The organism is Streptomyces rectiviolaceus, from assembly GCF_039533825.1.
In the GTDB taxonomy this organism is placed as follows: Bacteria; Actinomycetota; Actinomycetes; order Streptomycetales; family Streptomycetaceae; genus Streptomyces; species Streptomyces rectiviolaceus.
Map to the genome: position 1 here is coordinate 30,819 of NZ_BAAAUG010000025.1, position 10,933 is coordinate 41,751.

Sequence of the window (10,933 nt, forward strand, 5' to 3'; positions counted from 1 at the left end):
CGGAGGCTTTTGTGCGTTCACGGGGCGCCCCGGCGGCGCTCAGAAGCTGATCGAGTTGATGGTCTCGGCCACTTCATTGAGGAAGCGGTTTATGGAGGGGGCCATTCCAGTTGAGGCGAGGAAGAACCCGAAGAGCACCGCGACGACCGCGGGCCCCGCTTTGATCGATCCTCCGCGGATCAGCACGATGAGGATGATCGCCAACAGCAACACCACTGACAGCGAAATGGCCACACTGATCACACCCTAGGTCGGTCTCTCCCCGGCCCGGGGGGTACGACCCCGCACACCCCCGCCAGAACCATCGTGCCACCAACGCGCCTTCCGTATGCGGCCGGTGACACATCGTCGGCCAAGGCCACACGTGCCCGCCATGAGCCCGGCACACGTGGGCGCCCTTGGGGTACACCAACACCGCGCCCCCGCACGGCAATTCGAAGCACGCGCGCGGTCACTAATTCGGCTTGATCGTTTCCATCGCCACACAACTCGTTCGCCGGAAATTCGAATTGTTGCCGGACGCACACCACCGGCCGCACAAAGGGCCAATCAACCGGACATTTCACCAGAGTCGCCTGCGGGCGTTATGCGACGTTTAAGGGGGATGAGTGGTGACGTAATGGACATTCGGATCAGCGTATCGAGGATGACAGGAGTTGAATCTCCATGTCGACTTTGGTCATTCCCGGGTACTCGGGACCTCAATAGACCTGAACCGTCTGTGATTGAGATGACAGCCGAGTTGAGGGTTTTACGAATACACGCAAGCGACGCTAGGGTGCCTCAGATGTTCCACGCTGCCACCATCCCCGCAAGCGCAGTGCGGTCCCGGATCGTCTCACCTAGCTCTTGGTGGGAGGGCCTGTGACGAACTCGGTTCAACCGCACGGCCGCCACCGGGCGCCGCTCCCCCCGGCACATGTACCGGCGGACGGAGTACCAGGCCCCCGCGCCCCCCAGTCCACCATGGCCGCGACCGTTCCCCACGCCCCGGCCGGCACCACCGCTCGACCCGGCTCCACGGGGCCCACCGGCTCCGCGGAAAGATCCGCCCCCACGGGTCAACCCGCCAAGCAGCGCGACTCGTTCTTCGACAACGCCAAGTACCTGGCGATCGTCCTCGTCGCGATGGCGCACGCCTGGGAGCCGTTGACGGACGGCAGCCGCGCCGCAGAGGCGCTGTACATGACCGTCTACACCTTCCACATGCCGGCGTTCATCCTCATCTCCGGCTACTTCTCGCGCAGCTTCGACATGCGGTCCGACCGCCTCAAGCGCCTGGTGACCGGCATCGCCGTGCCGTACGTCATCTTCGAAGTCGCGTACACCTTCTTCAAGCGCTACGCGGACGACGATCCGACGCAGCCGATCAGTCTGCTCGACCCCTGGTACCTCACCTGGTTCCTGGTCGCGCTCTTCGTCTGGCGGCTGACGACCCCGCTGTGGAAGCTGGTGCGCTGGCCGATTCCGCTCGCGCTCGCCATCGCCGTGCTCGCGACGATCTCGCCGGACATCGGTGACGACCTCGATCTGCAGCGTGTGCTGCAGTTCCTGCCTTTCTTCGTGCTCGGCCTGTTCATGAAGCCCGAGTACTTCCAGCTGGTGCGGCGCCGCGAGGTGCGGCTGCTCTCCATCCCGATCTTCGCGAGCGCGCTGCTCCTCGCGTACTGGGCAGGGCCGCGGATGACCTCGGCATGGTTCTACCGCCGGGACAGCGCCCAGGAGTTGGGTGCGCCGTGGTGGGCCGGTGTCGTGATGACGCTGGCGCTGTTCGGCTGCTCCGCCATCCTGACCGCCTGCTTCTTCGCGTGGGTTCCGCGCCGGAAGATGTGGTTCACGGTGCTCGGCGCGGGCACGCTGTACGGCTACCTGCTGCACGGCTTCCTCGCCAAGGGCTCGCGTTTCTGGGGCTGGTTCGACGACTACGAATGGATGCACCAGCCCGCGGGCGAGGTGCTCGTGTCGCTGGTGGCCGCGGCGGTGGTGACGCTTCTCTGTACGCCTCCGGTGCAGCGGATGTTCCGCTTCGCCATGGAGCCGAAGATGGAGTGGGCGTTCAAGCGGGATGCCGCGGCGTTGGCCCGGGAGCGGGCCAAGTCCTCTTCCTAGCCGGTTCTAGCCCCGGGGCTCAGTGCCCGGGCTCAATGCCCAACAGGGCGCGCATGTTGGCGTATTTCGCCGTGAGGCGAGTGCGGGTCGGCCCGTCTAGCTCTGCTAGGCGGGCCGGATTCGCGTTGTGGGCCAGGTCCGCCTCCTTGACCAGGCGGGCGCCGGGGGTTTCGAGGATGCGGGCGGCGTACGTCTCCGGGGGCTCGCTCGGTTGTTTGGTGAGGGCGTGCACGATGGCCTTCGTGTACGGGGTCAGGGCTGCCGCCTCCAGCCACTCCTCGGTGAGTGCGTTGTCCTCGATGGCGTCGTGGAGCCAGGCCGCGGCGATCTGTTCCTGCGAGCCGTTTCTGGCGTGGACGCCCTGGGCCACGGCTTGCAGGTGCTCTGTGTAGGGGCGGCCCGCTTTGTCTGTTTGGGTGGCGTGGGCCTGGCGGGCTACCGCTTCCACCTCGGCGAGTGTCAGTGTGTGGCTGGGATTCATGAGGAGATTCTTTCCCCAACCCCGCCCCTTCCCGGCTGTATCTAATTGCGGCTCCGCCGCGGGCCGCTCTGGCTCGGGGGCCTTGGTGGACGTCATCACCGGCTTCGCCGAGTTCGTCCTCAAACGCCGGACGGGCTGATAGATCAGCCCGTCCGGAAAGTCAGCCCTGCTCCCGCAGCGCCGCCCTCGCCGGCAAGGCGGTCGCCGCCAGGCCCAGGGCCAGTGCCGCGCCCGCGAAGGATCCGTACAGGAGTGGCGGGATGTACGGGGACTCTCCCGTCAGGCCGTTCATCATCGGGACCAGCGTCGCCATCGCGATTGCCGAGCCGATCACGATGCCCGCGCCTGCGACAAGGAGCGCCTCCCACCTCAGCATCACCATCACCTGGCGCCGCGTAGAGCCGATCAGGCGCAATGTGCCGAGCTCTCGGCGGCGGTCAAGGACCGTCATCACCAGGGTGTTGGCCGCTGCGATGGCCGCGAAGCCGCCGAGTACGGCCGCCATCACCGTGTTCGCCCAGGCGTTGACCGCGCGGTCCGTGGACTGGGCGGTGGTGTAGGCGTCGCGGTCCTGGAGCGTGCCGAGGGAGGTGAGGGCCGCCGGTGCCGAACCCCTCGTCCAGATCTCCGAGGAGAAGGACGAGGTCACGTGCTGCTTCAAGTCCGCCGCGGGGAGGGTGACCTGGGAGAGGCCAAGGCCCCGGTCGTACGTGGCCACCACCTTCGGCGACGCCTTCGTACCGTCCGGCATGCGCAGTGCCAGGCGCTCGCCCGTCCTCACGTTCGCGGTGTCCGCCAGCTTCGCGTCGACGGCGATCTCGCCCTTGCCGAGCGAGGCCATCGTGCCCGTCCTGACGCCCAGGTCCTGGACCATGGCGAGGTCACGGGACGAGCCCGTCACCCCCTGCGTCGACGCGGACTCCAGCCACCGGTCGCCGCCCGAGCCCACCGGCACCAGGACGGAGGTCTTCAGGAGGCCCACGGCCGAGGTGACTCCCGGGGTCCGCGCGGCCTCGGTCACCCCGTCGGGGGTCGCTCCCGCTCCCGACGCGGAGAGGATGTGGTCCGCCGTGATGCCCTCGCGCTGCTGGTCGGCGGCCACCCGGTCCTCGCTGGTGTGCATGAAGACGAGGGTCGATGAGAACGCCATCGCGAGGACGATCGGAGTGATCGCCGATGCCAGACGGCGCGCGTTCGTACGGGAGTTGGCCGCCGCGAGCGAGGCCGAGGCTCCCGCGCCGCGCAGCGGAAGTCCGAAGAGGGCCGCGCAGGCGCGAGCCACCAGCGGGCCGAGCAGGGCCACGGCGAGCATGAACAGCATGACGATGCCGAGCGCCACGTTGGCCGCGTCGTCACCCGTCATGGAGGAGGCGACCCCGGACAGGACGCAGCCGCCGACGGCCGCCGCGATGCCAAGGGGCGTACGGATCCAGCCGAAGCGCAGGCGCTCCACCGAGGACTCGCTCAGTGCCTGGCCCGGCCTGATGCGGGAGGGGCGGCGGGCCGCCATGTAGCCGGAGACCAGTGCGGTGACGACGGCGACGCCGACGGCCGAGACGAGGGGGATGAAGGAGACCGACAGGTCCAGGGCATCGGGGATCGCGCCCTTCTCCTTCAGCTGGCCGAACCACCAGCCTGCCAGGGCGATTCCGGGCAGCACACCGACCGCTCCCGCGACGGGTGCGACGAGCAGGGCCTCCGTGGCGATGGTGCGGCGGATCTGGCGGGGCGTCGTGCCGATGGCACGCAGCAGCGCGTACTCACGGGCCCGCTGGCCGACGGAGAGTGCCACGGTGCCCGCCGCGGTGAACATGGCGACCATGGCTGCGATGCCGCCGAAGGAGCCGCCGATCCCGGTGAGCATCTCCTGCGCGTAGGCGAGTTCGGAGCCCTCGGCCTCGCTGCGGTCGTCGCCGGTGTGGACGTCGGCCTTGCCGCCCAGGGCGTGCGCCACCTGGGACTTGAGGGCGTCGTCCGTGACGCCGTCCTTGGGCAGGACGGCGATGGCGTCGACGCGGTCGGGGTGGCCGGAGAGGCGCAGGGCGTCGGAGTCGGCGAACCAGGCGGTGGGTGCGCCCTGCCCGGCCTTGACGGTGCCGGAGATCCGGAAGTCGCGCGGCCCGTCGGCCGTGGTGAGCGTGGTGTGCTCGCCGACGGACGCGCCGGGCGCGGCGATGACGACCTCGCCGGGGTGCGGGGCGCGGCCCGCGGTCAGCTTCTCGCCGGTGAAGGACGTGGAGCCCCAGCCGTGCGCGGTGACGCTCTTGGCGCCGGAGCGCACCGGGAAGGTGACGTCCGCGACGGCGGTGCGCGCGCCGGGCACCGAACCCGCCTTCGCCACCAGGGAGTTGTCGATCCTGGCCCGGTCGGGCAGCGGTGTGGCCGACTCGGAGCGGCTGTCGCCGCTGCCCGTGACGAAGTGGGCCCGCTGGTCGGCGGCGGCCACCACGGGGGCGTCGGCGTAGCGCGTGGGCGGCACCGATGCGCGTACCCCCGTCTCCAGGAGGATGCCGCAGGCCGACACGATCATCGCGGCCATCATCAGCGCGACGAACGTGCCCACGAAGGCGGCGGGTTTGAAGCGGACGGCGGCGCGGGCGAGGCCGTTGGGCATCGGGATTCTCCGGAGTCGGTATAGGGGCGGGGCGCCCGGCGGGGCGCAGGTGCGGGCTACGCCGCCGCTGTCGCGTACGCAGGCGCCGTGAGCGTCGTCATGCGGGCCGCGATCTGTGCCGCCGACGCGCGTTCCAGGCGGTCCACGATCGCGCCGTCCGCGAGGAAGAGGACCCGGTCCGCGTAGGCCGCGGCGGCCGGGTCGTGGGTGACCATGACGACCGTGGCGCCCATGCCGTCGACGGCCGAGCGGAGCAAGGTGAGGATCTCGGCGGCCGTGGTGGTGTCCAGGGCGCCGGTCGGCTCGTCCGCAAAGATCACGTCCGGGTTCGTGACCAGGGCGCGGGCGATGGCGACGCGCTGCTGCTGGCCTCCGGAGAGCTCGCCGGGGCGGCGCTTGTGCTTGTCGCCGCCGAGGCCGACGCGGCTGAGCATGTCGGCGGCCCTGCGGCGGTCGGGGCGGTGGCCCGCGAGGCGCATCGGCAGGACGACGTTCTGCTCGACGGTCAGCGAGGGCAGCAGGTTGAAGGCCTGGAAGACGAAGCCGAGGCGGGTGCGGCGCAGCGCGGTCAGCTTGTTCTCGCTCATGGACGTGATCTCCGTGCCGCCCAGGTGCACCGTGCCCTCGCTGGGCCGGTCAAGGCCTGCCGCGCACTGCAGGAACGTGGATTTGCCGGAGCCCGACGGGCCCATGACCGCGGTGTAGCTGCCGCGCTCCAGGGCGAGGTCGATGCCGCTGAGGGCGTGCACGGCGCCGGAGCCCCTGCCGTACTTACGGCGTACTCCGCGCAGTTCGACGGCCCAGTCGGCGCCGTCGGGGCCGCGGGGTGCCTCGCCGGGCATCGGGGGCACCGGTCCTCCGATTGCTTCCTTCTTGCGCCGCAGCCCCATGGCTCTCTCCGCCTTCCGTAGGTGATGCCTCGAACGTACGGATTCGGGGGCTCTGTGGACCATGAGGTCCCCCGGCGAATCGGGGGTGGGGATAGCCCCCGCAGAGAGCTGGTGTGCGTACGGCACAGGTGCCGCGTAAATCGTTTGGTAAGCTAACTATTGACGCGTTCTTGACGCTCCCTTTGCCATTGGTGGCAGGCGGTGCGTCGCCGACTACCAGGAGGAACGGGCCCATCGGACACGCAGACACCCTGATAGCCATGGGCGGCGCCTTTCTCGCCGCCGCCGTGCTCGCCCGCGTGGGCGGCCGCATCGGACTCCCCACCATTCCGCTCTTCATCCTGGCCGGGATCCTCCTCGGCCCCCACACCCCCGGCGTGGTCCTGGTCTCCGACCCCCACGACCTGGAAATGCTCTCGGCGCTCGGCCTGGTGCTTCTGCTCTTCTACCTGGGCCTCGAGTTCCACATGGACGACCTCAAGACGGGCGGCCGCAAGATGGCCCTCGCCGGCGGGACGTATCTCGCGCTGAACGTCGGCGCGGGCCTGGGCTTCGGATTCGCCCTCGGCTGGGGCACCTCCGAGGCGCTGGTCCTCGCCGGGGTGCTCGGCATCTCGTCGTCGGCGATCGTCACCAAGGTCTTGGTGGACACCGGTCGGCTCGGCAATCCCGAGACCAAGCCGATCCTCGGCATCATCGTCGTCGAGGACATCTTTCTCGCGCTCTATCTGGCCGCGCTGCAGCCCGTCCTGTCCGGCGCCGACAGCCTCGCGGCGGCCGTCATGGACGGTGGCAAAGCGTTCGGCTTCCTGCTGCTGCTCGCCCTCGTGGCGCGCTTCGGCACGAAGGTCGTCGGGCGGCTCATGGACACCCGTGACGACGAGCTGCTCGTCATCTCCTTCCTCGGAGCCGCGGTCTTCGTGGCCGGGGTCTCGGAGTGGTTCGGGGTCGCGGACGCGATCGGCGCGTTCATGGTGGGTCTGATGCTGGGCAGCACGACGTCCGGCGAGCGCATCCGCAAGCTCGTGCACCCCCTGCGGGACGCGTTCGGGGCGATCTTCTTCTTCGCCTTCGGGCTCTCGATCGACCCCGGCGACCTGCCCGTGGTGCTCTGGCCGGTGCTCGCAGCCGTGGCCGTGACGCTGCTCATGAACGTCCTCGCGGGACTCGGTGCCGCGCGTATCTACGGTTTCGGGGCGGGACCCGCGGCGAACATCTCCACCACCCTGCTCGCGCGCGGCGAGTTCGCCCTGATCCTGGCGACGATGGCGGCCACCGCGGGCCTCGACGAGCGCCTCTCCCCCTTCATCGCGGGGTACGTGCTGCTGCTCGCGGTGCTCGGCCCGCTCGCGGCGGGACGCTCGCAATGGCTGGCCCGGATCCTGCCGGGCGGGCGCGACGCCGCCCCCGATCCGGAACCGGCGATGTCAGGCGCCCGCTGACGGCTCCCGGCAGATCAACAGCAGCGCCCGGTCGTCGTTGACGTCCTTCGCGACCGCCTCGATCAGATGCCACGCGGCGCCGTGGAAGCCGCCCGCCACATAGCGGTCGGCTTCCCCGGTGAGGCGGTCGATGCCCTCGCTGATGTCGCGGTCGGAGGCCTCGACGATGCCGTCGGTGAACAGCATCAGGACGTCGCCGGGACTCAGGAGGCCCTTCACCGGGTCGAACTGCGCCCCGTCGTAGACCCCCAGGAGGGGGCCCTCCGCGGCCTTCTCCTCCCAGCGGCCGCTGCCCGCGCTGAGCTGGAGGCCCGGCGGGTGGCCCGCCGTGAAGAGTTCGTAGTCGCCCGTCTCCAGGTCGAGGACCAGATGCGTGGAGGTCGCGAAGCCCTCGTCCCAGTCCTGGCGCAGGAGATAGCCGTTGGCGGCGGTCAGGAACGCGTGCGGCGGGAGCGAGCCGAGCAGGCCGCCGAAGGCGCCCGACAGGAGCAGGGCGCGGGAGCCCGCGTCCATGCCCTTGCCCGAGACGTCCGTGAGGACGACCTCCAGGGTGCGGCCGCCGTTCGTGCGGGCCGCGACCACGAAGTCGCCCGAGAAGGACTGCCCGCCCGCAGGCCGCAGGGCCATCTCGCGGTGCCAGCCCCGCGGCAGCTTCGGCAACTTGCTCTGCACGCGGATACGTTCGCGCAGGTCGAAGAGCATCGTTCCGCCGCCGCGCCACGGCACCCCGACCCGGCTGCGGAACTGCGCGATGATCAGCCCGAAGAATCCGCAGGCCGCGACGACCAGGACCACTCCGGGCGTGACCCGCGAGGCCCCTTCCGTGTACGGGCCGAGCTGGACGGACTCCACGATGAGCGCGGCGGCGGCCGTCGCGTACAGGCCGAGCAGGCTGGAGGGCCGGAGCAGCAGGCCGCCCGCCACGATGGGCAGGACGAGCGCGGAGGGAGAGAACCAGACGTTGTTGACGATGGTGCAGCAGGCGATCACCGGGATGGTGACGAGCAGACCGGCGAGGGCGATCCAGTCCGAGCCGTCGCCTCTGAAGTAGTCCACCCCGGATTTGCGCAGCCCTATGCGAGCCCGGTGGATCCGCTTCTTCATCCGGGCTGTAAACGTCTCGGCTTCCGCTCGCCTGCCTGCCATTGCTCCCGGACCCTATCCACCGGGCCAGGCACTTCGCACGGGAGGTGCCGGTTGTCCCCCGTCAGGGGCATGCTGTCAGCCCCCGTAAATCCTGTCGCTCCGCCCGCTTCACCCTGGTAGGCATGGCATATGACGACGGAATTGCGGGAGTTGCGCCAGGCAGACTGGGACGAGTACTACGGCACGCTTGAGCTCGCCTTCGGTGGCGTCGCCGAGGCCCCGGAGGAGCACGAGCTCTGGAACGCGCTGACCGAGTTCGACCGCTTCTTCGGCACCTGGGAGGGCGAGACCTGCGTCGGCACGACGGGAGCGTTCAGCTTCCGCCTCTCCGTGCCGGGCGGCTCCCTGGTGGACGCGGCCGGAGTGACGATGGTCAGCGTCGCGGCGACGCACCGGCGGCGGGGGATCCTCACGTCGATGATGCGGCGCCAGCTCGACGACGTACGTGCGAAGGGCGAGTCCCTTGCCGTGCTCACCGCCTCCGAGCCCGCCATCTACGGACGGTTCGGATACGGCGCGGCGACGCAGCAGTTGAAGGCCGAGATCGACACGACGCGTGTGCGCCTGTCGGTACCGGCCGGCACCGATGACGTACGCCTTCGGTACGTCAAGCCCGCCGACGTCCACGAGGCGTGCGAGGCGCTGTACGCACGACGGGTGAGCGAGCGTCCGGGGATGCTGGCCAGGCAGCCCGGCTGGGAGCGGCTCGGCCTGCTCGACCCGGAGAGCGGGCGGAACGGCGCGTCGCCGCTGCTGTGCGTGGTCGCCGAGCGCGACGGGGAACTCGTCGGATACGCGCGCTTCCGGATCAAGCCCGAAGGGGGCTTCTCCGGCATGGACAGCACGGTCAGGCTGAGCGATCTGGAAGCCCTCGATCCGGCCGCGTACGCGGCGCTGTGGCGGTTCCTCTTCGACATCGACCTGACGTCGAAGCTCGAGGCGTACAGCCGCCCGACGGACGACGCGGTGCTGCAGCTCGTATCGGACGTGCGGCGCTGCGGGATCCAGGTGCGGGACTCGCTGTACGTACGCCTGGTGGAGGTGGGCGCCGCCCTTGAGGCACGCACCTACCGGGCGCCGCTGAACCTGGTGTTGGAGGTCGAGGACGCCTTCTGCCCCTGGAACGCGGGGCGTTGGCGGCTCAAGGGTGACCTGAAGGGCGCGACCTGCGAGCGCACCGAGGACGACGCCGATCTCGCCCTGTCCGTACGGGAGTTGGGCTCGGCCTACCTCGGCGGCGTGTCCCTGACGTCACTCGCGGCCGCGGGCCGGGTGCGAGAACTGCGCCCCGGCGCGCTGGCCGAGGCGGCGCTGGCCTTCGGGTCGGACGTCGCGCCGTGGCTGCCGCACGGGTTCTAGCCGGTCTTCCGGCGGGAACGGGCGGGGCGCTGGCACTTCGGGCACCAGAAGAGGTTGCGGGCGGCGAGATCGGCGGTGCGGATCTCGCCGCCACAGATGTGGCAGGGCATCGTGGCCCTGCGGTACACGTACACCTCGCCGCCGTGGTCGTCCACACGCGGCGGGCGGCCCATCGCCTCCGGCGTGTGCTCGGGCCTGACGGTGTCGATGCGGTTGAGGCGCACGCCCTCGCGCATCAGGGCGACCAGGTCCTCCCACATCGCCGTCCACTGGGCGGGCTTGATGTCCTTGCCCAGGGTGTACGGGTCGATGCGGTGCCGGAAGAGGACCTCGGCGCGGTAGACGTTGCCGACGCCCGCGATGACCTTCTGGTCCATGAGGAGCGCGGCGATGGTGGTGCGGCTGCGGGAGATGCGGCGGTAGGCCTTCTCCGGGTCGTCCGCCTCCCGGAGCGGGTCCGGGCCGAGGCGGTCGTGTATCGCCTGCTTCTCCTCGTCCGTGATGAGGGCGCAGGTCGTGGGGCCGCGGAGGTCGGAGTAGTACGTGTCGTTCAGGAGGCGCAGGCGAAGGGTGTCCGTGGGGGGCGGGGCGGGGGTCTCACCGACCGCGTACTTGCCGAAGAGGCCGAGGTGGATGTGGACCCAGCCGGTTTCGGCGAAGCCGAGGAAGAGGTGCTTGCCGTGGGCCTCGGCGGTGTCCATCTCCTGCCCGTCGAGCAGGGCCGCGCTGTCGGAGAACTTGCCCTGCGGGCTGGTGACGCGGAGGGGGCCTCGGCCCTCGAAGCGGGCGCGGTGGTCCTCCGCGAGGCGGTGAATGGTGTGCCCCTCCGGCACGGGTCCCTCCGGGGGTGGGTGCGGGCAAATCGCCTTGAGGGCTCGTCCTCAAACGCCGG

General features: G+C 70.2%; 9 protein-coding genes. 3 read left to right on the forward strand and 6 right to left on the reverse strand.

From position 1 onward, the window contains the following. Positions 1 to 39: 39 nt before the first annotated feature. A complete protein-coding gene (locus tag ABD378_RS08760) occupies positions 40 to 234 on the reverse strand; it encodes a hypothetical protein (RefSeq protein WP_249589920.1) in 195 nt (64 codons plus the stop codon). A 630-nt stretch (positions 235 to 864) separates the two neighbouring features. Here ABD378_RS08760 and ABD378_RS08765 point away from each other — a divergent pair. Continuing rightward, positions 865 to 2,109 carry an acyltransferase family protein gene (locus ABD378_RS08765; protein WP_344519955.1) on the forward strand — a complete coding sequence of 415 codons (1,245 nt, stop codon included), beginning with the start codon at positions 865 to 867 and terminating at the stop codon, positions 2,107 to 2,109. Between the two features lie 19 nt (positions 2,110 to 2,128). Here ABD378_RS08765 and ABD378_RS08770 read toward each other — a convergent pair whose 3' ends face one another. The 3 genes from ABD378_RS08770 to ABD378_RS08780 form a co-directional block, all read right to left on the reverse strand. After that, on the reverse strand, positions 2,129 to 2,590 hold the full coding sequence (locus tag ABD378_RS08770) for an HD domain-containing protein (RefSeq protein ID WP_344519957.1): 462 nt from the start codon (positions 2,588 to 2,590) through the stop codon (positions 2,129 to 2,131). A gap of 160 nt (positions 2,591 to 2,750) precedes the next feature. After that, positions 2,751 to 5,204: an ABC transporter permease gene (locus ABD378_RS08775; RefSeq protein WP_344519958.1), complete on the reverse strand. Its 2,454-nt coding sequence runs from the start codon at positions 5,202 to 5,204 to the stop codon at positions 2,751 to 2,753. A 56-nt stretch (positions 5,205 to 5,260) separates the two neighbouring features. Then, positions 5,261 to 6,094, reverse strand: a complete 834-nt coding sequence (locus ABD378_RS08780) for an ABC transporter ATP-binding protein (protein WP_386545118.1) — start codon at positions 6,092 to 6,094, stop codon at positions 5,261 to 5,263. 260 nt (positions 6,095 to 6,354) lie between these two features. Here ABD378_RS08780 and ABD378_RS08785 point away from each other — a divergent pair, with 260 nt between their 5' ends. Beyond that, the gene (locus ABD378_RS08785; protein ID WP_344519959.1) at positions 6,355 to 7,536 is read left to right on the forward strand and encodes a cation:proton antiporter; all 1,182 of its coding nucleotides are present in this window, start codon (positions 6,355 to 6,357) and stop codon (positions 7,534 to 7,536) included. Here the strand turns inward: ABD378_RS08785 and ABD378_RS08790 are convergent. Continuing rightward, the gene (locus tag ABD378_RS08790) at positions 7,522 to 8,682 is read right to left on the reverse strand and encodes a PP2C family protein-serine/threonine phosphatase (protein WP_344519960.1); all 1,161 of its coding nucleotides are present in this window, start codon (positions 8,680 to 8,682) and stop codon (positions 7,522 to 7,524) included. The genes ABD378_RS08785 and ABD378_RS08790 overlap by 15 nt on opposite strands. 129 nt (positions 8,683 to 8,811) lie before the next feature. On the opposite strand from ABD378_RS08790, the gene ABD378_RS08795 reads away from it, so the two are divergent. Next, positions 8,812 to 10,041 carry a GNAT family N-acetyltransferase gene (locus ABD378_RS08795; RefSeq protein ID WP_344519961.1) on the forward strand — a complete coding sequence of 410 codons (1,230 nt, stop codon included), beginning with the start codon at positions 8,812 to 8,814 and terminating at the stop codon, positions 10,039 to 10,041. Here ABD378_RS08795 and ABD378_RS08800 read toward each other — a convergent pair. Next, positions 10,038 to 10,874, reverse strand: a complete 837-nt coding sequence (locus tag ABD378_RS08800; RefSeq protein WP_344519962.1) for an Fpg/Nei family DNA glycosylase — start codon at positions 10,872 to 10,874, stop codon at positions 10,038 to 10,040. The genes ABD378_RS08795 and ABD378_RS08800 overlap by 4 nt on opposite strands. Positions 10,875 to 10,933 lie beyond the last annotated feature (59 nt).

Excerpts from the sequence above, each read along its gene's own strand:
- ABD378_RS08770 (WP_344519957.1), bottom strand. The coding sequence starts at position 2,590 with ATGAATCCCAGCCACACACTGACACTCGCCGAGGTGGAAGCGGTAGCC.
- ABD378_RS08785 (WP_344519959.1), top strand. The coding sequence starts at position 6,355 with ATGGGCGGCGCCTTTCTCGCCGCCGCCGTGCTCGCCCGCGTGGGCGGC.
- ABD378_RS08795 (WP_344519961.1), top strand. The coding sequence starts at position 8,812 with ATGACGACGGAATTGCGGGAGTTGCGCCAGGCAGACTGGGACGAGTAC.
- ABD378_RS08780 (WP_386545118.1), bottom strand. The coding sequence starts at position 6,094 with ATGGGGCTGCGGCGCAAGAAGGAAGCAATCGGAGGACCGGTGCCCCCG.
- ABD378_RS08790 (WP_344519960.1), bottom strand. The coding sequence starts at position 8,682 with ATGGCAGGCAGGCGAGCGGAAGCCGAGACGTTTACAGCCCGGATGAAG.
- ABD378_RS08775 (WP_344519958.1), bottom strand. The coding sequence starts at position 5,204 with ATGCCCAACGGCCTCGCCCGCGCCGCCGTCCGCTTCAAACCCGCCGCC.